This is a genomic window from Synechococcus sp. MU1651 (assembly GCF_023630635.1).
GTDB lineage: Bacteria > Cyanobacteriota > Cyanobacteriia > PCC-6307 > Cyanobiaceae > Parasynechococcus.
In genome coordinates this window covers 61,774-83,421 of the sequence record NZ_JAKUHJ010000002.1, presented here as the reverse complement: position 1 = coordinate 83,421, position 21,648 = coordinate 61,774, and the positions used below count along the sequence as shown (strand labels likewise).

Here is a 21,648-nt window from a genome sequence, read left to right as displayed (position 1 = left end):
GGTTAAACCTCGAGGCGTATAGAGACACCAGCATTACGGATATGAGACCTGCATTGCATTGGATTTTGATCACGTTGTGAAAAAAATGTACCCGCAGCAACGGCGGAGGCTCCAGCCGCGTAGCCCTCAACAAAATGCTGGGCTAATCCACAACCGCCAGAGGCGATAACAGGCACGATTAAATTCTCAGATAAGAGAGATATTAAACGAAGTTCCAATCCTGAACCACTACCGTCCCGATCGATGGATGTCACCATCACCTCACCAGCGCCACGCTTGACGGCCTCTTCAGCCCAAGTTAAAGGGTGAAGACCACTGTCAATACGACCGCTATCGGTCCACACACGCCAATCATTCCCTGACTGCAGGCGCACATCAAGACTGAGGACCACACACTGAGCACCGTATGCACTCGCCACCTGATCAATCAGCTGAGGGCTATCCAGAGCGGCAGTATTCAAAATCACCTTGTCAGCACCTCGGTCCAACAAAGCCTGCACCTGATCAAACGAGTGCAAACCACCACCTACAGCCAAAGGGGTCGCCAAAGCGTCACTGACATTCTCAACGGTCTCAAGCAAAACTGGCCAACTATGCTGCGTGCGCTCCAGGTCAACGAGAATTAATTCATCAGCTAATTGAGCTTCATAGATTTTGGCCTGAGATAACGGATCTCCAATGGCACGACGATTTGAAAATTTTCTTGTGACAACCAATACAGGCTGTGCACCCCGAAAACTCTGTCGAAGAGCAAGCTGCAATTTAGGAATAAGGCGTCTCTTTAACATGAGGTCATACCCAAAAAGTTTGCGAGCAAAAAACGACCTAAACGCTGACTTTTTTCTGGATGAAACTGAACGCCAAGACACATTCCGCGTCCGACAACAGCCGCAAACTTATCCCCATAATCGGAAACCGCCAAACAATCAGCAGGGGCAAATGTTTGGAAAGCATAACTATGAACAAAATACATATCACCCCCCGCTGGAATGGATTTAGATAGCTGATGACCAGTATGTTTCCAATAAAGTGAGTTCCAACCAACATGTGGCAGAGCAAGTTGCGGATCTATCGCGAGACGCTCAACATGGCCTGGAACAAGATCAAGACCAGCAATGTCGCTGCCGTCCTGACTTCCTTCCACACCATGGCTTGCCAGCAACTGCATACCCAGGCAAATCCCTAACAAAGGACGATCGACCTCAAGCCAAACATTCTTGATCCATGCCGACCATCCTGTCGAGTTCAGCGCATGCATCCCCGCGGCGAAAGCACCAACCCCCGGCAAAACAACATGGGTGAATGGATGTTGTAACTGTGAGGCAGGAGGCTCTTTCAATTTTCGTACATCGCAGTCCTGACGCTGAAGTGCAGCAACCACCGAGCCAATGTTGCCGAGACCTGCATCAATCACCAAAACATGAGGACGCGTCATCCCGCGCCACACCCCTCAGAGGAGCCACAATTCGCGCAGGTTTCAGCCCAACGGCCAACCTGATCTTCAGCATCAGCAGGATCTAATCCATCTCCACGAAGCCAATCTGAAAAGTCAGGCGTGGATTCACCTTGACGCAGCTCAGAGACCTCAAACTTCCAAGGTGAGACCTGATGTCCTGCAGCAATCGTGTAGAACTCTTCTTCGTTCAAGCCGACATAGTCAAGGAACAAATCGAGACTTGGAGGTCGGCGACCCTCAAACTGCCGAATCATCGCCTGAGCTTCCTCTTTGGAAATACGGCCGTTACGTAAATCGATAGCAGCCAAGTGAGTGGGCCTTGTATAACCCCTCTTGATGTATTTAATAAAGTCACGCACACCCTGCATCCAACACTCAATTTTTTCGTAATTAAAATCCTCTGGAACGTTCTCAACAACATCACCCTGCCAACCCAGCTCAGACTGAATTTTGCCAACCTGCATCTTCACGTCCCAAGGGATATAGCTCCCTAAACACACAGAACGATAGCCAAGGGAGCGCAGATCTTTCAACGCAGGATATCGAAAAGGCTCAAGATCACGCTCCTCCAAAAAGCCATCTAAGCGAATCAACATATCTTCAGCAGAAATACCGAGATTCACGTAGCGGTTAAACCGCTCTTCATCGACTTGCTCCGGCTGATCATAACTGTAATAAGCGGTGTACTCCGCCGAAGGCTCACCCCAAAAAATCAAAGGAACCTGCTCCTTCAAAGCCACTTGCATGGGATATGCAAAAATTCCTGTATGGCAGTGCCAACAAAAATCACCTTTCTCCAAAAAGGCCTGAAGCATTAAACGTTGGACAACTTTCCAACTAGGCGTAAAATCATGAACATCGACTCCCAATTTACGAAATACGCGATCACAATTTGCACTTAAATTAGGTCGCAGAAACCCATGATTAAAACGAACCACCAGGGGCTTGAGCCCTGGGTAACGTTTCATCAGGTAATACAGAGTCCATGTGCTGTCTTTGCCGCCGCTGAACGGAACCAGACAGTCATAGCGATAGCGGCCGCGATATTCAGCCACCAATGCATCAAGCTGATCAAGGCGCTCTGTCCAATTGATCTCAGCCTTGACTTCCTGAGCCCTGCAGACATTGCACACGCCCTCAGCATCCAGCACCAGGGTTTCGTGTGTTTCAGGCAACAAACAGCGTTTGCAGCGCTTCAGAGCAGCGGAAAAAGGGGCACCCATGACTCAGCGCGGCCAAAATCGTGGGTCAAGAATACCGGGCTCCTGGAGAGCCCAGGTTCGCCACTCACTCTTCCCCCAATGCAAGGGGCCTGACCAAGCCCGATGCAACTGATTGAGCTCCGCAAGACTGCAAAGACCCAGCACCACCGCTTCAAGATCGGTCTGTTCACGGGCAAAGCCCAAAGCCAGATCAAGCAGGTGGCAGCCCTTAGCGTCCGCCAGAGCCTCCAGACTCATGTGATGGTCACGAACGGATCCATCAGCCCACGCAGGCCATTCGTCCGCTGGTTTCAAGAGCAGACCCTGCAGGTACAGGGAACGCGCATGAATCGCCGTTCCCGCAGCCTTCAGACGGCTAACGGTGCCATCCGCAAGCAAACGTTGGTCGTACAACGAAAGCGGCAGCTGGACCAAATCCAGCAGGTCAGGATTGACGCCCTCAAGGTCAGCTGCAGAGTAAATAGAGACCCCAAGACGCTGCACCAAGCCTCTCTCACGCAAACTCAGCAACCAAGCCTCAAGAATACGGCCTCCAGGTTTAAGAAGATCTGACGGCTGGTGTAACAAAAAGGAGTCGAGACTGGAACAGCCAAGACGACGGCAGCTATTGAAATATGCCGCATCCCAAGCCTCAACATCCTGAGCAACAAACCCTGAGGAAGGTTGTGGGGGAAGCTTACTGATAAGACGCAACTGATGGCCTTGGGGTAGTTGACGACCCAAGACGTCCTCTGCGTTGCCGTATGCCTGTGCTGTATCCAACCAACCAACATCTGATTGCTCAGCCTTCATCAGGATGCGAGCAACCTCGATCTCAGACACCTGACCAGCAGAATTGGTAATGCCATAGTTAAGACCAAACTGCACAGTGCCTAAGCACAAACGAGGCTGTTGGATCATGCAGACAACACTTGAGCAAGTGCACGGACAACGCGCATTTGATCTGCTTCCTGAAGACCTGGGTATAAGGGAAGGCTGATTGCGTTCGAGCCGTAAGACTCCGCTACGGGGAAGTCACCTACTTGGAAGCCTAATCGCTGGTAATAGGGCTGCAGGTGAACAGGCGAATAATGCAGCTGCACACCAATCCCGAGGGTTCTGAGACCCTCGAATACAGAACGATGATGTCTCGCATCAGGATTCAGCAGGCGAATCACTGCCAAATGAAGTGATGAACTTACTTCGGAAGGAATTGAAAGAAGATGGAGCGGCAGGTCGACTAGCAATTTTTCGTAAACTGAAAATAGACGCTGTCTCTCGGCAACTATTTCGTCCAGACGCTGCAATTGACTTAGCCCCAATGCTGCCTGGAGGTCAGTCATCCGATAATTGAAGCCTAATTTTTGTTGTTCATAACTCCAAGGGCCAGGGGCAGGAAACTCAAAACGCTTGTCATCCTTCGTGATCCCATGACTACGCAAATCTGTCATATGTTGTGCCAATTGTGGATCTTTCGTTGTAGCCATACCCCCCTCAGCACATGTGATAATTTTCACAGGATGGAAGCTAAAGACACAAATCTGGCTGTAAGTACAGGAACCAACAAACTCACCCTGATAACGAGCACCTACTGCATGACTAGCATCCTCAATCACTGCAAATCCAAACCGCTTTGCTAAGAAAGAAATTTGCTGCATTGAACAGCTGCTACCACATAAATGAACGGGAACTACTACCTTTGGAAGCAAACCAGTCTGCTCAGCTTGTATCAATTTCTGCTCCAGCGCATCAACACTCATCAGACCTGTTGAGGGATCAATATCAACAAAATCGACATTTGCACCGCAATACCGCGCACAGTTGGCGGAAGCTACAAAAGTAATCGGAGATGTCCACAGCCAATCACCTGGACCTAGACCAAGGGCTAAGCATGCAATATGCAAAGCACTGGTTGCACTATTAACAGCAATCGCGTGATCACAACCAACCTTTTCGGCAACACCACGCTCAAATAACGGGACTACTGGACCCTGAGTGAGGTAGGGGCTCCGAAGAACATCAGTTACCGCCTTAATATCACTTTCTGTAATCGTTTGACGACCATAAGGAAGAAAGGGCTCAGCGGGATCCATAACCACCTGGGATGTCAAACAGGTTTAAAGGAAGAATCAACATGCTCCAAAATTAATGAGCGGATTTGCTCAACATCGAGAAAATCGGAATTAGACCCAGAATTATAGGCAAAACCAGCACGAACAGGATTCACCGGCATACCCGCATCACGATACAGTTTCTGGACAGATCCATCACTAGGCAGGATTGCATAATAGTCACCTAAATCTATCGTAGAAAAACTGTCAGAGCTTGTGATCATTTCCTCGTGTATTTTTTCTCCTGGACGAATACCGACTACAGGCATTTCACAATTGGGACCGATAGCCTTCGCAACATCCATAATTCGATAACTAGGTATTTTAGGAACTAACACTTCACCACCAAGAGCATTCTGTAATGACCAAAGAACCATTTCGACTCCATCATCCAGTGAAATATTAAACCTTGTCATTGCAGGATCAGTAATCGGAAGTACACCGGTAGAAGCTTTAGACAGGAAAAAAGGAATGACAGAACCTCTAGAACCCATTACGTTGCCATAACGGACTACAGAGAAACGAAGGTCACGAGCACCTTTAATATTATTGGCAGCAACAAATAACTTATCGGAGCACAATTTAGTCGCACCATAGAGATTGATTGGAGCAGCAGCTTTGTCAGTGCTTAATGCAACAACTCTACTCACCGAGGTATCCAAACAAGCTTGTATAAGATTCTCAGCCCCAAGAACATTAGTTTTAACAAATTCCATTGGATTATATTCTGCGGCTGGAACTTGTTTGAGCGCTGCGGCATGAATGACGGTGTCGACTTGCTCGAGTGCTCTCCTAAGGCGAACCTGGTCACGAACATCGCCTAAGAAGAAACGCAGCTGAGGGAACTCATCTACAGGAAATTGCTGCTGAAGCTCCCATTGCTTAAGCTCATCACGGCTATAAACGACAAGACGACGAATGTCTGGGAAACGCTGAAGCACACGAGCAATAAAGGCCTTTCCAAAACTGCCAGTGCCGCCAGTGATCAAAAGCCTGGAAGAAGAATCGAACATCGGATCAAGCCTGCTGAGAATCCATTCTGCGATACCGCGTGCGCAACCATTCAGGATCCCAACTTGGCAACTCAGGAACATGAAGCCAAGGCCTCATAACAGTCAACCAAGTCGTCACCACAGAATCTAAAAGCCTCAAGCTCGAAAGAAAATTATCTTTAGACACGGCAAAAGTCTCTGGATGTTTAGACAAGGAGTCATACATTGACATTGCTGAATAGAACAATGGCTGGCATAGCAGTTGTGAAAGTATCCGACGCTGACGACTGTCGCCATCATGCAAACGTTGCAGTAACGGCGACAAACTATCTGCAAGATCCTTCGACCAGCCATTCGACGATTCAATCACAGACTGAAGTTTCGTTATGATCTCAGCCAAATCTACAAGCAAAAGGTCAAAGAGGGCATCACAATCTTCAACCGTAAAACTGCTATAAGGCAACGATAATAATCCACGACGAAGAGCTCCAGGAGCCAAAGAAAACTCAGCAGCCAAAGCATCAGAATCGTCAACAGACTCTACATTTGAGAGAATCACACCCTGTCCTAGCCTTTTAGCTATACAATCAGGAGTAACTTCAATCATTCTATTTAACAAATAACTAGTGTGCATCAGACCTGGCTCGGAGAATACGGTCTTACCTTTATTACCTTTAACAGGTATTGCAAATTCACGAGGGGAAACACCTAGAGCACCTTCAGCGCGAGGCTGACTACGTGATGCCGCAGAAAAATCAGCGCCAACGAACAATAATCTTCGAGAACCAAGAGCCAATACTGCTTCTAATGCGGCATTAATAACATGAGGGCCACTAATTCTCAAAACTGCATTTGCATCATCAGGAAACAATCCGGCAGACGCAGACGCAGGCCTGTGAAAAAAGCATACATTCTTAAATAACTTTGGAAGCCGTGGATCAATCGTACTGCTAACAATCAAATCAATATCCTTAAGGCTAAGCCCCTCTGCGAGCAAGTCAATGAGATCAGTGTAAGTTTCAGCACTACGCTCTAGGCATACAACAGCAGAAGGCTTCACTCCAGCTCGCAAAAGTGATCCTAGAGCACTTCCAGCCGCAACGATATTCAACTTAGCCGCGTGCTTACGGAGCCATGGCAACTCTTCCGTTAATGATGGGCCACTTGCCACCAAGACTATGGGAGTATCTGAATCTAAACAACCTGGCGACAACACCTTCATACCCTTATTGGTAAGTGCATTCCACAAAGCTTGCTGGGTTTGATTAAAGTCATCCGTAGCAAAACCTAGCAAACCACTGACATGCTGCGCAGCACCTTCAGGGGCATGAAGCCAACTATGCAGCTCCATCAAGTCTGGAGAAAGAACAGGACTCCGCAGAACCTGCCATCCATATAATAGTGTGGGGTTTTCTTTTCCAACCTGAGAAAAAAGCCTGTCTTGCAGCGCAATCTTATTCTCATCGATATGAAGAGTCAATCCAATCTTTCGTTCACGACAAAGTGATACAAAGTCAGGGAGATTGAACAACGACAAAGACGCCTTTAACTGCAATGGATCGTCTTCAACCAAGGTAATACTTATCCATTGTGCGTCAGTTAAAGAATTAAGATAGTTATAAAGAGGAAGCAGCATAAGGCTCCCGAACAAAATTAAATTCTTATATGAAGGCTTTTCATTTGCTTCCGGCGTCCCCTCATATGGGAAGGAAGGCAAATAATCAAAGAGAACTTCACGGTGAACATCAACCATCTGCGACAAGATCTTTGTTGAAGAGGCTGATTTGGCATCAGCAGAGCGCATGATTCGGGTCATCGCCACACCATCAGTACGTTCCAGCTGCTGCTTAAGGACCGACTGCAAGGTTGTATGACACGCCTCAAGGACTCTTTCACCCCTAAAAAAGAGGTCCTGATCAGCATCAACGGATCGGCTTCTTAAAACACAATCATCTTGATGATCAGTAACAAGACTAGCCAAAGAAGGCGCCATCTTATTCAACCACAGGCGATTAGTCTCTAGAAGATCCGTACCTAGTTGCTCCAATGCCTTCATCTATCAAGCCCTCCTATCGTCGCACGCCATCTGAACAGGAAGAGCTTCGACCGCATCACACAAGGCGTACAGCTCTCTTTCACATGGCTCAAGCAAATCAGACATAATCTTACGAGCAGATTGTTCAAATAATTTTGCTTTTTCAGGATCAGATGCCATAACAATGAGCTGTCGATTAGCTGCAAAAACTAGCTTGTGAAATGTACTTCGCAAAACACGTCGAGGGAACTGAGCCGACAGGGGAACGTCTAGGCTTAAAAGATCTGTCATTTTCTTAATAACAAAAGGATTCCAATCTTGCTCCGATTCAAGCAACTGCCTAAGTGAATTAATCAATTTTGCAGACTCTGCACGAGGTCGACGACTGGCCCATGATGACAAAAAACGTCTGGGAGTGTATTGCATAGATGTTAACCACCACTCACCCAATTTTGTATCTTCAAAGCTATGCAAATCAGGCTTATCAGAAACAGCTTTGACTCTATCTTCAATCCTGCACGTCTTAGTGCCTTTAATAGTGATACCATCACTTAGGTTAAACACTTCGACATCGGGGTACGTATGAAAGCACGCCTCTAAACTGTTACGAACATCCTGCAGCGGTTGTGATGTATATGCAACACCGCCAAAGTTGGCTTCACATTCAATATCCAAAACTCTCGGAGAAGCTCCAATAGCTTGCTGACTTCTGACCTTATCCAAGGACCTTGAACCCAAATCAACGCCAATCAACGAAAGTTCCTTCATACCCAAAGCAGCTGCCAGGCCAACCCCTGCATTAACACCTTCAGGCCCCTCAAAATTCAAAACTTCGTTCGGACTATTTGAAAAAATAGAGAGCGGAGTTAAGGCTGGCCTAAAAAAGGTCATGTTATCAACAAACATTTCAGCCATCTGCCAATGGCACGTTGAAGACACAATCAAACGGGTGTTGTCTGCACCATATACATCAACTACCTCTTTCATATCATGATAAGTATCATCTGAACGCTCCATATGTACTAAAAAGTCAACGCGGATATTATTTGCCTTCAATGTACGAAAATTAGACCCACAAGATACGACCCAATGAGTACGACTTAATTCACGTAATTTTTCAAGGCTTTCATCTAGACTAGGACCACTTCCACAAACCACCATACGTTCACCTAACGGCAATTGAGGCTTACGATATATTCGGGGCTGTCGTGACAATGCCTGCCATGTGTTCCACACCATATTATGCTCGTCAACTGTATAACCCAAATAATTGACAGTACTACTTAAAGTACTACTTGTAATTTGATCGCGTAGGATTTTAGCCTTTGGTGAACATCCACCTTCAGGTGGAACATATACTACTGCATGGTCAACGCCAGCATGACATTCATTGACAAGCAAAGAAAGCAACTGATTACTTTCACGATAACATCCTACAGTAATCTTGCCACCCCATTCATTCTCTTGAAGATGAGATAACTGTTGCCAGTTAATTTTCCAAAAACTGGTAGCAAAATCTTGCCAATCAGTAACTGCAATTACAAGATGATAAGGCTTGAAATAATTAACTAGCGATTGGAGCGTCGACCCATCCCCGGTTCCAAGCGCTATCAAAAAATAAGGCCGTAATCCTTCACTAGTCGTTATGTCATTATTAGGATCAAATCCCAAATCAGAAACAACTTGCCTCATCTCTAACAATGGCTGAAGAAGATGAGGATCTTTGGCATGAACATCAAGATACTGCTCAATTTCACCGCCCAAAATCAATCCCTTATTCATCTCTGCATAGATATTGGCAATCTTGTCTGACTTCGGCATTAATGCCGGTAACTTCAAAAAGTTTTCAGGTGAAACTTTCCATGGACTTTCAGACTCTTTTATTTGACAGTTGTCACGTCGAGATTCAATAACATCCCAATCTAGTTGCTCATAGCGTTTACCCATTGATGCTTTGGCTGCCTGCTGATTCACTGCAAGCAATTGCATAGCATCGTGGCTCAGCACAGCAGCCATAAAAAAAAGGGCCCGAAGGCCCTTAATTTACAAGAGAATGAACTCAGGGATCAGATCAGTGTGATGGTGAGACCTGTGGTAGTAGAACCACCCAGAGAGAAGCTCACGTTAGAAGTGTTAGCTGCCACATTCTGATCAATACCAGTGGTATTGATCAAGTCAGCACCAGTAACACGGAAGGAGACGATTTGACCAGCGTCAGTAGACTGGGAGTTGAAGCCGAAGTAAGTATCGGTTCCATCACTCCAGGCGTAGAGACCGCCATTGGCTGCTGCAGAAACGGTGATACCAGTCAAACCATTGGTTGCACTTGCGCCAATGTTGACAGTGCCACCCACAGCCTGAGTACCACCTGCAGTGAAGTCAATTCTGATGACGTCACCAGCTGCATAAGCGATGCTTGCAATACCAGTTGCAAGACCACTGGTTGCAGAGAGACCTGCTCCAGCAGAACCCTGAAGAATAATGGTGTCAACTCCAGCGCCACCGTTGATGGTGCCATTGGCAGTCCAAGCCAGTGTTGCAGCAGTTCCCATAACGATGCTGTCGTTGCCAGCACCACCTGTGATAGAGCCAGCAGAGCCAAATCCGAGAGCTGCAATGGTGTCAGCACCAGCACCGCCGTTCAGGGTACCAACGCCATTGAATACCGCCAGAGCTGTGCCAGCAGAAATTGAAGCGCCGACATAGATGTTGTCGCCGTGGTTTCCACCGTCAATGGTGTTAGCTGAAGCACCGTTGGTGAACAGAATGGTGTCAACACCAGCACCACCGTTGATGGTCAGAGCTGAGTTAGCACCAACAAACAGGCTGTCTTGTCCAGCACCACCGTAAAGAGCCACTTTGCCAGCGGTAGCAAGGCTGAGGGTGTCAGCACCATCGCCACCGAACAAGGAAGCACCACCAGTATTCAAACTGCTTTGCAGGTTGATGGAGTCAGCGCCCTGACCACCATTGAGGATGACAGTGCCGCCGGTAACAGCCGCTGCTCCCAGGAATTCGATGGTGTCGTTACCGCCGGCGCCATAAACAGAGGTTCCGGAGTTGAGTTGCACCGCAGAGGTACCGATCTGGTCAGCACCGTCAGCGGTACCACCTGTTCCGGAACCCTTAGACCCAGTGAATCCGTAGGCGTCACCGTAAATGACGGTGCCGTTAAGACCAGCAGATGCAATGGCGATGGTGTCGGCAAGGCCGCCGCCAGCAATGGTGGCTGCGTTGGCGCCTGTCAGAAGGGTGATGGTGTCATTACCTGCACCACCGTTGATGACGCCAGCAACTGCACCAGTGTCGATGGTGATGGAGTCATGACCAGCGCCGCCAACAACGGAACTTCCGTTGGCGGAAGTGGCAGCCACCACCATGGTGTCAGCGCCCTTGTTACCGGAGATGTAGGTATTCGAGAGAATGCCGAAACCGGTTTGGAGGGTAATGCTGTCTGCGTTGTCACCGCCCTTGATGCTGGAGGAGACAGACTGAGAAACAGCAGAAGAAACGATGACGGTGTCGTTGCCCAAACCACCGCCGATGAAAGCGTCGCTAAGGATGTAGCTCTGACCAGCAGCGCCAAGGGCGATCGAGTCGTTGCCCTGATTAGCTTCAAGTCGAGCCCCAACGTCTACTACGGTCGTAGTCGCAGATGTGACGCGAATCGTGTCGTTACCGGAGCCACCAATAACACTGTTGTCAAGACTGATCGAGGCGGTACCACCAACGACGATGGAGTCATTTCCATCACCTGACAGTGCGTAGTCACCACCATTACTCAGCGTGATGGAGTCGGCAGCTGCGAGAGTCTCAACCAGCGCGTTGGTTCCGGGCGTGGATGTCCGGGTATCGGCGGCGGAGGTTCCGGTAATGGTTTGCGAAGGAAGGGAAGCAACCACTGGTTAAAAAACCTTGAACGTGCGGCCCATGTCTATCGAAACATCACCAACACGTCAATGAACGCAAGGCAGTTGACTAACTGGCTCGAAGCCAAATATCAGCATACAAACGTAATTGTTTTTGTCTTATAGCAAACGCTTGGTGTTTTGGAAAAGCCCTGTTACGCAGTTGCACGCTAGCCCTGGTGTTGCCGTGCCCCCATCCCAGCCAACAAGACACCAGGCAAGCTGGGTGTTGCTTAGTGCTTCGGCAGATCACCCGCTCGTAACGGGCACCCCCCCCCTTGACGACCCACCTCTAATTCAGGCTCGCCTGCAAAACCAACAAGAACCCAGCTCTCTGCAGCAACAACAATCATCAGTCCGGCCTCGCTGGCGCAAACACAACTGCGCGCTGCTACTCACGGGAGAGTTGCGCTGTCTCAGCCGTAGCCAAGCCTTGCTGCAGCGCCTGAACAAGGAAGCCGACCTGTTCATCGTCACCACTGCCGCCTATGCCGACTCCGCGCAGCGACTGACCCGATCTGATCAAATCCTGATCGTGGATCAGCTGCCCGCCGAAGCACAACATGATCAGCGCTTCCCCGTGGGCTCAATGAAGCAGTGGCACAAGCTCCACCTGGCGCTGCAGCTGGTGCAAACCGCTGAGCAACGGCGCGGGCGGCGCTACAGCCATCTGTTGAAGCTGCGCAGTGACTACTTCTATGTGCACCCTCAACGCCTTATTAAGGATGTGATCCAGCAGACACAACAGCCCGAGGCTGGGCTGGTCGGTGCCTCCGACAAGGTGTTTGGCGGACCGCGCGATTGGATGATGCTGTTCCAGGGGTTCTTCCAGAGCCTGGAAGGCTGGTTCGATGATCGCGAACAGCACTACTGGCCGATCAACCTGGCGCAGGTGCTGGCCTCCGACGAGGCCCTCAAGTGGTACGGCATGAACTGGCCTGTGGAACTGATCGGCCAGCCCGAGACCACCGAAGCCTGGCGCCAGGTTTTGCTCAAGGGCGGTGATGGTTTGGCCACGGCCCTGGCTCAGTTCAAACCAGGCCCCAACACCACCTATCACCGCCTGTTTCAAGGCCACCCGCGTTTTGCCTCTGAAGTGAGCTTCGCCCGCTTTCTCAACTTCAACGGCATTCCCTTCCGAGATTGCCGCAGCCTGCGAGGCTTCCTCTACAGCGACCGAAACACCTGCCTGTGACCTCCACCACTGCGTTGGTGCTCGCCGGTGGCAGCCTGGCAGGCAAAACCCTGGGACCCAGCCCCCTGCTGAGCCGCAGCCCGGCGGAGCTTCCCGATGGCAGTGGTTACGCGTTGGATCACATCCGCGAACGCCTGCACAACGCGCCAGCGATCATCGCCTTGATGGTGGTGGTCGATGCCGACCCTCCCCAGGCGAGGCCGATGCGGGAGCGCCAGCAATGGCAATGGCTGGCCATCCCCGCCCAGCCCAGTGTGGTGGCCAGCCTGGAGGCTGCCTTAGCCTCGATCACCACCGAGCAGGTGCTGGTGCAACCGATCACCACCCTGCCGCCCACCTCACTACCGCAGGGCTGCTGGATCGGACTGGGGGAGCAAGCGCTGCCACGGGAGAACTGGTCGGCCGTCAGTGCCCTCGACACTGATACACCACAGTTCCACCCGAAGCAGCAGCTGAAAACGGATCACGAACCTGACAGCCATCCCTTCACCGGCCTGATCAGCGCTCCCACCGCACGCCTGCGCCAGCTGCTGGCAGAGCGCCAGCAACAACCGAGCTGGGCACCCAGCAGCGATCTGGATCTGCTCTCCATCGCTGAAGCCCTCTGGAAGCAGGGCGACACCCGCCTGGAACGGCTGCCGTGGCTGGATCTGGGTCACCGGGCCACCGCCAGTCGCCGCCGGCTCAGCCGGCTCACCAGTCGCGGATTCAACAGCGTGAGCTACTGCGCCAGCGACGACCTGATCCGCAAGCGCTCGCAGGACGCCACGCGGCTGGCCCAGGAGGCGGCCTATTTCGAGGCGCTGCCGCAGCCCCTAAAGCGCTTTTTCCCGGCTTGCCTTGGCCATCAACCGGGGCAGCTTGAACTGGAATACATCCCCTTCCCCAGCCTCGCGGAACTGTTTCTGCACTGGCAGATCGGGCCCAACAGCTGGCGTCAGTTGATGCAACGCCTCAGCCGTGTGCGCACCGTCCTGGCGGAAGCCCCCGCCATCACGACGCCGCCGGCCGTGACCGTGAATTGGCTTTACAGCCGCAAACTGGAGCAGCGGCTGGAGCAACTGCAGCGCCAACCACCCGTGTTGGCGGATGGAAGCCTCTGGTCTGACTGGTGGACCCGGACCTGGACGCTGGACCTCAGCGCACGCCATGGCGATGCCACCCACACCCTGAAGCTGCCGGCCCCCGCCGCTGCCGCCAGCGCATTGCTGAAGCACCTCCCCAGCCTGGAGGCATCACGCCAACTTCAGCGCATCCACGGTGATCTTTGCTTCAACAACATCCTTGCCGAACCCCAAAGCGGCTCCATTCGCTTGATCGACCCCCGGGGAGAACAACCAGATGACGCGCCATGGCCCATTGGCTTCGGCGATCCGCGATATGACCAGATCAAACTGCTGCATTCAGGCCGCTACCTCTACGACGTGGTGGTGAATGATCTGTTCGATCTGGAAAAGCTCAGCCCTGGACATCTGCGCCTCCAACTAGATGTGCCGGCTCACTACGACGAAGTCCAGCAAGCGATGCACAGCTCGGGCTTGTTGCACGATCTGGTGCCAGAAGAGGAACGCTGGCTCACCAGCAGCTTGTTCTTCTCGATGCTGCCGCTCCATAGCGAGGATGGGGGGCGATGCCTGGCCTTTATCGCCATTGGCCTGATGATCCTTGATGGCCAGTTCAACGCGGTGCTGCGATGACAGCAAAAACCACCATCAAAGTAAGAATCGGGATCCCGCATTTCTTCCGCGAAACGGAGGGTGGGAGTGGATATGGCAGCGGCCGTCCTGGCCATAGGCTTACTCGATGCCTTGCCCTGAGCCGTTGCCTCGGCAGCTTGCTTGGTTTGCGTCGATCGCCAAGCGATGCCCTACTCAACATCGGGGGGCAACGCATCGACCACTGGAGCAATCCTCGCGATGTTCTGCAACGCCTCGATTGCATTGAAATTGATCTGCATGTATTCACCGACGGCGAACACCGATTGGAGGATGTGCTGGCCCTCTATGGCAGCCGCATACAGGTGCATGACGTGCAGCTGGAGAACCCACGTCATTTGCCACTGGCCACTCGCAACTGGTTGATTCAGCAGGAGCCCATAGCCGATCTCACGCTCTACCTAGAAGACGATCTGGTGATCGTCGATCCTTTGTTTCTCGATAAGCAGCACTGGTTTTTGAGTCGAACAGACGAGCAACTGGTGCTGATGCCCCATCGCTTCGAACCCATTGCCTCCGGCCCTCAGGCTCGGCTGCTGGTAGATGGCCCACTTCGCCCTGAGTTCATTGGTCATTTCTGCACCCCCCAAGCCAATGCGGTGCGAGGACGTTTCGATCCACAAGGCGATGAAATCAGTTTCAACATCACCGACAACCCCCATTCAGGCTGTTTCGTGCTGAGCCCGAAGCAGGTCGCACACCTGCGCCAGCAGGCGCTCCCCAATGACGGCTTCGTCAGCCCCCTAGAAACAGCAGTCACCCTCACCGTGCTGCAGCACTTTCCAGTGCTCAAACCAGCCGCACCACATCAGGGATTTCTAACCGTGGAGCACGGCCACCCCTCCTTTCTGAGCTACCTACAAACATTTCCGCATCACCGATGAGCCGTCTTGTGCTGATCCCCGCCGCCGGCGAGGGGAGCCGGTTTGCCAAAGCCGGCATCAAAGCGCCCAAGCCTCTGATTCAGGTGCAGGGACAGACCCTGCTGGAGCACACGCTCACCAGCTTTGCCTTCGAAGATGGTGATCATCTGATGCTGGCGGTGCAACGGCGCCACGGCATCCAGGAGGCCATCAGCGCGCGTCTGGCGCACAGCTATCCCCAGCTCCGCCTGCACTGGTTGGAGCTGGATCAACTGCTGCCCGGCCAGCTGGCCACCAGCGCAGCGGCTGTGGACGCCCTGCTGCAGGAACAACCGCAGTGCAGGGATTTCAGCCTGTTGATCCACAACTGCGACACCGGATTCCACTGGTCTCCGGCCCTGGGGCAGGTGGACGGGCTCGCCAGCATGCCGGTGTTTGAAGCGGAAGGAGAGCACTGGTCCTTCGGGCAACCGGATCCGCAGAATCCTCTGCGAGCAATCGCCATCGCCGAAAAGCGGCGCATCTCCAATCTCGCCTCCATCGGTCTCTACGGCTTCCTGTCAGCCGCGCAGTTTCTGGACCGAGCCCATCAGCAGCTGAACAACGGTGCCACCATGAATGGCGAGCATTACATCGCTCCCATGCTGCAAGCGGCGCTGGAGGCTGGCGAGCAGATCGCTCTGCCACGGGTGCAAGGCGTGAAGCTCTACGGCACACCCGCCGAGCTCTGCCAAACCTTCCAGCTCGACCTCCAGACCCTGATCGACAGCAACCGGCAACCGCTCAACGCAGCGTGAGCGTTTCAGCGGCGAACTCCACCAACACCTCCGGATCCTGACGGCGCAAGCGCCAGCCGAAACTTCCCTCCTGCGGCCAGGTCACGGCCGCTGCGGCATCCCACAGGCATTGAGTCAACCCATGCGACCGCCCCTTGGGTTGCCACAGACGCCGCGGCCAGGAGCGTCCACCGGGGGGGCGGTGCAGGAACAGGCTGCGCATAGCTCCCTCGAGGAAGCAGCCCTTGAGCAACAGGCCCCAATCCCCCAGCAATTCACCGTGGTCACTGCAGACGCTGACCGCCGTCTGGGCTCCGTCGCTGCGGTCGGCCATCGCCTTCAACAACGTTCCAATCTGGGCATCCAACAGATGCAGGTGATCGGCGTAGTCCGATCGCAGCGCCTGCAGCGCTTCTGCGGGCAGGCCATCGGGCCAGCGTTGCAACTTGCGCGCCAGCTCGGATCCTTCGGGAGCGCAGCGCTGAAGCTCCTGTGCATCCTGCGGGCGAGGCTCCGGCGCAGGAATCGCACCGTGGTGTCCGCGCCAGCTGGCTGGCACATCAAAGGGCTCATGCGGGCCGGGGAAATTGACCCACAGCAACCACGGTCGATCCTGCGGCATACGGGCCAACTCCTCGAGGGCCACGCCGGTCAGCCACAGATCGGGATAGAGCGCATCCGGCAGCACCGAGGGACGCACCGTGTGGGCGCAACCGTCTTGGTAGCGATCCAGCAGATCAGCGCAATAGGCCTCCATCACGCCGGCCTCCTGCCATCGATCCGTCAACTCGCATGACACCTCCGCCAGAGCCCGCGGCCCGGCAATTTCGCGCACATGCTCAAACCCCAGCTCCCGCATCAAAGGGAGGTTGTCGCGCAGATCAACGCCTTTGGTGTGGGGCGTCCAGTGGGTTTTGCCCACCAGCACCGTGTGAAAACCGTGCTGATCGCGCAGGTCACGCACAAACGAAGGAGCATCCGCAGGCACGGTGTAGTGCGCGTTGGCGGTCACGCCCAATTGCCCCGGCGTCAGCCCCGTCAGCCAACTGGCCCGCGCCGGAATGCACTGGGGGCTCGAGGTGTAGCAACGCCTGACGTCCCAGCCCTCACGGGCCATGCGCTGGAGGTGCGGCAGCTGCAACCAGGGCTGGTGCAACCAGTCACCCCGCCATTGATCGACGCTGATCAGCAACCAATTGCTGGGACCGCTGCGCTCCGTCATCACCGCACCCCCTGGGCTGCATCCAACAGACAGTCAAGCTGCTCCCGTGTCAAGGTCAGGGCAGGGTCAGCAAGTACATCGTCGCCAGGCAAGCCATGCTCCTCCGGCCTCGGCAAGTGGAGCCGCGCATGGGATGGCAGGCGTTGATTGAGCCGATCCACCGTGCCCTGCCATCTCTGCACAAAGCGTTCGATCACCGGCGCGGACGGTGGCTGCACAGCACCACGCAACTGCGGCAGGCGCTGAATCAGATGCTCACCCGTGCGCAAGGCCAAGTCAGGGTCACGGGCGTTCAACCAACGCATCAGGGTCAGTTCCGCGGCAGTCAGTGAGCGATTCACCCGGTCTTCGCTGATCGCCTTCCAGTCGCCATCGGCGGGAAGCACCAACCATTGCTTCAGGCATTGCAACAGCTCCTGACGCCTGGATCCGTAGTGATCCACCCGCAGACACACCGCATGGCTTGAGGCCTCAACGGCATCCAGAAAACGCATCAACACGTCAGGGAAGTCGTAGACGCCGAGCCAGTCCTCCACTGAGCCAGAAAAGCCATGGCGTTTCACCATCTGTCCGTACACGGAGAGGGCATGTTCGAGGGGATCGCGCACCAGCAACCAGCAATCCAGGGCCTGCACCTCCATCAACGCCACCAGCTGCATCAGCTGCGGCCATTGCGATGGCAATTGGCGCGCCCAGGGCTCATGGCTGAACACCAGCGATGCCAGCTGCTGCGGCTGCAGGGACTGTTGCCGGCACAGCCGCCGCCACCAACGCTGCTGACGACGCCAGTTCACCCCGTCCTCCAGCACCGGGTTGAGCACAAACCCATTGCCCATGCTGAATTGACTCTGCTCCGCGCGGCAGTCGCGGACGCGCGTCAGCGGGCAGACCTGCGGATACAGCAGCTGATGCTTGTTCAACAGCACGGCGGCATTGGCAGCCAGCCAGCTCTGCAGATACGAACTACCGGTTTTGCCATGGCCTACATGGAGCTGGAGACGCAAGGTCATCCCTTTATTCCAATGCGCACAACAATGCAGCCGGAAAACCTTTGAGAAACCATGCCAATGATGCTTTCAACTCCGATAACAGTGAAACACTGAACAGAAGGGAGCACCAGAGAATTCATCACGCCAAAAAATCAAGATCAAAGCGCGACTATGTGATCAATAGCCGAAAAGCCACCTAAGTCAACATTCAAGAGCGTGGTAACGCCCAGGGAGGAAATCAACTGGAGATCATCACCCTGCTGATGCAGTTCGTAGCCAATCCCAGATTGGAGACCAATGCGGTCATTTTCTGATAATCGAAAATCTTCAATCAGATCAAAGCCCGATGACCAAACAAACAGATCTCTCCCGAAACCGCCACGAATACGATCATTTCCGCTTCCACCGGTAATCGTGTCATGCCCATAACCACCAAAGATGGAGTCATCACGAGCACCACCCAGCAAATCATCAGCCCCATCACCACCCATCACCTGGTCATTACCTAGACCGCCTTCAACACGATCAGCGCCTTTCCAGCCTCTTAATTCATCGTCACCGCCAGCACCGAGGAGAATGTCGCGTTATGCAGCTCCGGTGATGAGATCCCGCGCATCGCCAAACAGCCTGGTTTCCGCACCCCACGCCTCGATCAGGGCGTTGATGTCGTTGTCGGTAAAGAAGTCCGGCCAGGAGCCACTGAATGGATTCCGATAGGCCATCACCGTGTCTTCCGAATAGGCGCTCAGCCAGGGGTCGGTGATGCCATTGACCGCATCGCCATCGCCCGCCTCGAAGGGGTGCTCAAGACCAAGAGAATGGCCAAACTCATGGATCAACACGTAACGGCTGTAGGCCTCGTCGCTTTCGACCTTGGGGTAATTCACAAACAACTCCCAGCCACCATTTGGATCGTTTGTGGCGAGGCCGATCAAGTTGCTGCCGCCACCCAACTCAATTTCGCTGTCGTAGTAGAGCCCCACATCCGCCGCGGCCGCACCACCCACCTGGCGGAAATCCAAGTCAATGATGCTGTCGAGCCGACGCACCATGGCGTTGAAATAGGCCTGATCTGCGCCAGACATCGACAGCGCTTGGATGGTCTGCTCGCCGAATCCACCCCCGGACACCGTCACTGCACCACCCGGGCTGTGCAGGTAATAGTCGAGAACGCCGTCGGTATGCGTCGCGCGGCGCGTCACCGCCACACTGCCGTTGTCAAGCAATTCAGCCGGAGCAATCGAAAGCCCATAGAGCGCCCGACCATCAGATCCCTCACCGGCCTGAAACTGCCGTCCGCTTGCTTGATCACAAAGCAGGCACATGGCAGACCAAGCCGGAAAGAATTATGTAATTAACGTACCGAAATCGCATGGCCAAAATGTGTCTGAATCCTCTTCAAGCCATGACTGATGACAGAGGGATGAAGGATGCTCAGCGGCCTCCGGCCTTGAGCACCGTCTTGATTGTGCGAAACAGGATTACCAGATCAAGCCAGGTGCTGAAGTGCCGCAGGTAGTAAAGGTCGTAGGAGAGCTTGAGGTCTGAATCCTCGATGCTGCTGGCGTAGGGCGCACACACCTGAGCCCAACCGCTCAAGCCTGGACGCATCCAGTGACGCTTGCGGTAGTGCGGAATGCTTTGCTCCAGTTGCTGCTCGAGTTCCGGGCGCTCTGGCCGCGGACCAATGAGGCTCATCTCGCCAGTGAGCACACTCAGCAGCTGCGGCAATTCATCCAAGCGCACCCGGCGGAGCACAGCTCCAACAGCCGTGATGCGCTGATCACCAACCTGCGTCCATTCCGCTGGGGCATCGGCCGGCTGCACCGTCATGGTGCGGAGCTTCAGCACGGTGAACGGGCGCCCTAGCCAGCCGCTGCGTTGCTGAGCGTAAAAAACGGGTCCACGATCCTCGATCCAGATCAGCAAGGCCGCCGCAGCCATGAACGGCGCCGTGATCAACAGCAACAGGGCCGCCACCACCAGGTCTGCCAGGCGCTTGAGCTGGGCCTGAACACTGAAGGTGGATGCCCAGGGGAGGTCTTCATAAGTAAAAGAAATATCCCCCATGAACACGGGTGGCAAACGTTCCTGCTGCTGTTCAAACAATCTCAGCACCGACACACTGCGCACGACCCGTGGATCCCTCATCTCGAGGCTCTCCAGCAGCGAGCAATGGCTTGAATCACGGCGCATCTCCGAACTCACAGCCACCAGCAGAGGTTGTTCCGGCCGCTCCAGTCGGCCTCGCAGACGCAAAGCATCCACAGGGGACAAACGCTGTCGGTGAGGAACGCGCTGCCAGGCCGCGAGCACGGTAGGGATCTCGTTCTGTTGGGCCAGCAACAACAGCCTTGGACTCTCAGGCAACAGAAGACCTCTCCGCAGTGCCAGACGCACCAATAGGGCCCAACCGGTGAGTGCAAGCATCCAAAACAATTGAACGCTTCGATACACCAGCCATACGGAATCGTCAGGATTGATCAACCAGCGGACAACAGCCACCACCATCACGCTCACCACCGCTGTGATCCCAAGCCGCTGAAACAGCACCGGCAGAGTGAGGCGCCGCCAGCGCAACACCGTATAACTGCCGAACAACCAGCCCAAGAAGGGGTAAAGCAGCAACGAGAACAACAGCCAGCTGCCCTGTCCCTCCAAATTGCTCCCACCGATCGACCAACCGATCAACGGCGGCACCCAGAGAATGAAACCAAGAATCAACAGCTGACCAGCGCCATCGAGCAGCAACGCTCGAATGATCAGCGAGCGCGGATCATGCATGTCGACTGCAAACCAACATCACCACATCCTCCTTCAAAACCAGACATCAGTCTCAAACAGAAGACTCTGCACAGGTGCAGAGACTGTCACATGGGCGAACATCGACAAATATTTGATTTTGCCAAAAGCTTGGGTAACAAATTAATGCAAACAAATCGAATCAGCGTGGTTGACGCACGAATCAACACCAAAAAATCAGTCGAACAAAGCGCGCAGTAAAATTGAGCGCGAATATTTGTTCAATAATTATCAATTAAGCGGATGAAGAGATTCGAACTCTCGACCCTCTCCTTGGCAAGGAGATGCTCTACCACTGAGCTACATCCGCAAGGTGTCCGCTGGAAGTGATCTCAGCGACATGATGATGATGCACCACAGAGGTGCCCTTGGTCAATTCAAA

18 protein-coding genes, 1 tRNA gene and 1 pseudogene are annotated in these 21,648 nt (G+C 53.5%); 4 read left to right on the top strand and 16 right to left on the bottom strand.

The features are described from left to right. Nucleotides 1-2 precede the first annotated feature (2 nt). Genes hisF through NCN05_RS03280 form a run of 9 tightly spaced genes read right to left on the bottom strand, consistent with a single transcriptional unit; the run spans nucleotide 3 to nucleotide 11,698 of the window. Nucleotides 3-761 (bottom strand): imidazole glycerol phosphate synthase subunit HisF, encoded by a 759-nt coding sequence (gene hisF, locus NCN05_RS03320; protein WP_250396980.1) that lies wholly within the window; start codon nucleotides 759-761, stop codon nucleotides 3-5. A gap of 20 nt (nucleotides 762-781) precedes the next feature. Continuing rightward, nucleotides 782-1,435, bottom strand: a complete 654-nt coding sequence (gene hisH / locus NCN05_RS03315) for an imidazole glycerol phosphate synthase subunit HisH (protein ID WP_250396979.1) — start codon at nucleotides 1,433-1,435, stop codon at nucleotides 782-784. Next, nucleotides 1,432-2,679, bottom strand: coding sequence for an N-acetyl sugar amidotransferase (locus tag NCN05_RS03310; RefSeq protein ID WP_250396978.1), 1,248 nt, complete (start codon nucleotides 2,677-2,679; stop codon nucleotides 1,432-1,434). Before NCN05_RS03310 ends, hisH begins: the two co-directional genes overlap by 4 nt. 3 nt (nucleotides 2,680-2,682) lie before the next feature. After that, the gene (locus NCN05_RS03305; protein WP_250396977.1) at nucleotides 2,683-3,579 is read right to left on the bottom strand and encodes an aldo/keto reductase; all 897 of its coding nucleotides are present in this window, start codon (nucleotides 3,577-3,579) and stop codon (nucleotides 2,683-2,685) included. Next, nucleotides 3,576-4,751, bottom strand: coding sequence for a UDP-4-amino-4,6-dideoxy-N-acetyl-beta-L-altrosamine transaminase (gene pseC, locus NCN05_RS03300; protein WP_250396976.1), 1,176 nt, complete (start codon nucleotides 4,749-4,751; stop codon nucleotides 3,576-3,578). The genes NCN05_RS03305 and pseC overlap by 4 nt, the downstream gene beginning before the upstream one ends. A 14-nt stretch (nucleotides 4,752-4,765) precedes the next feature. Beyond that, nucleotides 4,766-5,782 carry a UDP-N-acetylglucosamine 4,6-dehydratase (inverting) gene (pseB, locus tag NCN05_RS03295; RefSeq protein WP_250396975.1) on the bottom strand — a complete coding sequence of 339 codons (1,017 nt, stop codon included), beginning with the start codon at nucleotides 5,780-5,782 and terminating at the stop codon, nucleotides 4,766-4,768. Between the two features lie 4 nt (nucleotides 5,783-5,786). Next, complete coding sequence (locus NCN05_RS03290) at nucleotides 5,787-7,817, bottom strand: motility associated factor glycosyltransferase family protein (protein ID WP_250396974.1); 2,031 nt, start codon at nucleotides 7,815-7,817, stop codon at nucleotides 5,787-5,789. A 3-nt stretch (nucleotides 7,818-7,820) separates the two neighbouring features. Further along, entirely contained in the window at nucleotides 7,821-9,812 is a 1,992-nt protein-coding gene (locus NCN05_RS03285; protein ID WP_250396973.1) for a 6-hydroxymethylpterin diphosphokinase MptE-like protein, read from the bottom strand. Between the two features lie 50 nt (nucleotides 9,813-9,862). Continuing rightward, complete coding sequence (locus NCN05_RS03280; protein WP_250396972.1) at nucleotides 9,863-11,698, bottom strand: beta strand repeat-containing protein; 1,836 nt, start codon at nucleotides 11,696-11,698, stop codon at nucleotides 9,863-9,865. Between the two features lie 439 nt (nucleotides 11,699-12,137). On the opposite strand from NCN05_RS03280, the gene NCN05_RS03275 reads away from it, so the two are divergent. From NCN05_RS03275 to NCN05_RS03260, 4 genes are all read left to right on the top strand, one after another. Beyond that, nucleotides 12,138-12,899 (top strand): hypothetical protein, encoded by a 762-nt coding sequence (locus NCN05_RS03275; RefSeq protein WP_250396971.1) that lies wholly within the window; start codon nucleotides 12,138-12,140, stop codon nucleotides 12,897-12,899. After that, nucleotides 12,896-14,596: a hypothetical protein gene (locus tag NCN05_RS03270; RefSeq protein WP_250396970.1), complete on the top strand. Its 1,701-nt coding sequence runs from the start codon at nucleotides 12,896-12,898 to the stop codon at nucleotides 14,594-14,596. Before NCN05_RS03275 ends, NCN05_RS03270 begins: the two co-directional genes overlap by 4 nt. Nucleotides 14,597-14,742: 146 nt before the next feature. Then, nucleotides 14,743-15,498, top strand: a complete 756-nt coding sequence (locus NCN05_RS03265) for a hypothetical protein (RefSeq protein WP_250396969.1) — start codon at nucleotides 14,743-14,745, stop codon at nucleotides 15,496-15,498. Then, the gene (locus tag NCN05_RS03260; RefSeq protein ID WP_250396968.1) at nucleotides 15,495-16,274 is read left to right on the top strand and encodes an NTP transferase domain-containing protein; all 780 of its coding nucleotides are present in this window, start codon (nucleotides 15,495-15,497) and stop codon (nucleotides 16,272-16,274) included. Before NCN05_RS03265 ends, NCN05_RS03260 begins: the two co-directional genes overlap by 4 nt. Here NCN05_RS03260 and NCN05_RS03255 read toward each other — a convergent pair. The 7 genes and pseudogenes from NCN05_RS03255 to NCN05_RS03230 form a co-directional block, all read right to left on the bottom strand. Next, nucleotides 16,261-17,475 carry a sulfatase-like hydrolase/transferase gene (locus tag NCN05_RS03255; RefSeq protein WP_250396967.1) on the bottom strand — a complete coding sequence of 405 codons (1,215 nt, stop codon included), beginning with the start codon at nucleotides 17,473-17,475 and terminating at the stop codon, nucleotides 16,261-16,263. The genes NCN05_RS03260 and NCN05_RS03255 overlap by 14 nt on opposite strands. After that, nucleotides 17,475-18,485 carry a hypothetical protein gene (locus tag NCN05_RS03250; RefSeq protein WP_250396966.1) on the bottom strand — a complete coding sequence of 337 codons (1,011 nt, stop codon included), beginning with the start codon at nucleotides 18,483-18,485 and terminating at the stop codon, nucleotides 17,475-17,477. The genes NCN05_RS03255 and NCN05_RS03250 overlap by 1 nt, the downstream gene beginning before the upstream one ends. Before the next feature lie 137 nt (nucleotides 18,486-18,622). Then, a complete protein-coding gene (locus tag NCN05_RS03245; RefSeq protein ID WP_250396965.1) occupies nucleotides 18,623-18,955 on the bottom strand; it encodes a calcium-binding protein in 333 nt (110 codons plus the stop codon). A gap of 12 nt (nucleotides 18,956-18,967) precedes the next feature. Beyond that, a pseudogene (locus tag NCN05_RS12580) lies at nucleotides 18,968-19,042 on the bottom strand (hypothetical protein); the annotation flags it as partial. A 6-nt stretch (nucleotides 19,043-19,048) separates the two neighbouring features. Beyond that, complete coding sequence (locus tag NCN05_RS03240) at nucleotides 19,049-19,789, bottom strand: zinc metalloprotease (protein ID WP_250396964.1); 741 nt, start codon at nucleotides 19,787-19,789, stop codon at nucleotides 19,049-19,051. A 109-nt stretch (nucleotides 19,790-19,898) separates the two neighbouring features. After that, nucleotides 19,899-21,248, bottom strand: a complete 1,350-nt coding sequence (locus NCN05_RS03235) for a sugar transferase (RefSeq protein ID WP_250396963.1) — start codon at nucleotides 21,246-21,248, stop codon at nucleotides 19,899-19,901. Nucleotides 21,249-21,504: 256 nt separating this feature from the next. Continuing rightward, nucleotides 21,505-21,576 (bottom strand) — tRNA-Gly (locus tag NCN05_RS03230). Nucleotides 21,577-21,648 lie beyond the last annotated feature (72 nt).

What these genes read in the sequence shown, in the direction of transcription:
- NCN05_RS03255 (WP_250396967.1), bottom strand. Translation starts at nt 17,475, where the DNA reads ATGACGGAGCGCAGCGGTCCCAGCAATTGGTTGCTGATCAGCGTCGAT.
- NCN05_RS03260 (WP_250396968.1), top strand. Translation starts at nt 15,495, where the DNA reads ATGAGCCGTCTTGTGCTGATCCCCGCCGCCGGCGAGGGGAGCCGGTTT.
- NCN05_RS03240 (WP_250396964.1), bottom strand. Translation starts at nt 19,789, where the DNA reads ATGTGCCTGCTTTGTGATCAAGCAAGCGGACGGCAGTTTCAGGCCGGT.
- NCN05_RS03285 (WP_250396973.1), bottom strand. Translation starts at nt 9,812, where the DNA reads ATGGCTGCTGTGCTGAGCCACGATGCTATGCAATTGCTTGCAGTGAAT.
- pseB (WP_250396975.1), bottom strand. Translation starts at nt 5,782, where the DNA reads ATGTTCGATTCTTCTTCCAGGCTTTTGATCACTGGCGGCACTGGCAGT.
- hisH (WP_250396979.1), bottom strand. Translation starts at nt 1,435, where the DNA reads ATGACGCGTCCTCATGTTTTGGTGATTGATGCAGGTCTCGGCAACATT.
- NCN05_RS03290 (WP_250396974.1), bottom strand. Translation starts at nt 7,817, where the DNA reads ATGAAGGCATTGGAGCAACTAGGTACGGATCTTCTAGAGACTAATCGC.
- NCN05_RS03245 (WP_250396965.1), bottom strand. Translation starts at nt 18,955, where the DNA reads ATGGGTGGTGATGGGGCTGATGATTTGCTGGGTGGTGCTCGTGATGAC.
- NCN05_RS03310 (WP_250396978.1), bottom strand. Translation starts at nt 2,679, where the DNA reads ATGGGTGCCCCTTTTTCCGCTGCTCTGAAGCGCTGCAAACGCTGTTTG.
- pseC (WP_250396976.1), bottom strand. Translation starts at nt 4,751, where the DNA reads ATGGATCCCGCTGAGCCCTTTCTTCCTTATGGTCGTCAAACGATTACA.
- NCN05_RS03235 (WP_250396963.1), bottom strand. Translation starts at nt 21,248, where the DNA reads ATGCATGATCCGCGCTCGCTGATCATTCGAGCGTTGCTGCTCGATGGC.
- NCN05_RS03250 (WP_250396966.1), bottom strand. Translation starts at nt 18,485, where the DNA reads ATGACCTTGCGTCTCCAGCTCCATGTAGGCCATGGCAAAACCGGTAGT.
- NCN05_RS03305 (WP_250396977.1), bottom strand. Translation starts at nt 3,579, where the DNA reads ATGATCCAACAGCCTCGTTTGTGCTTAGGCACTGTGCAGTTTGGTCTT.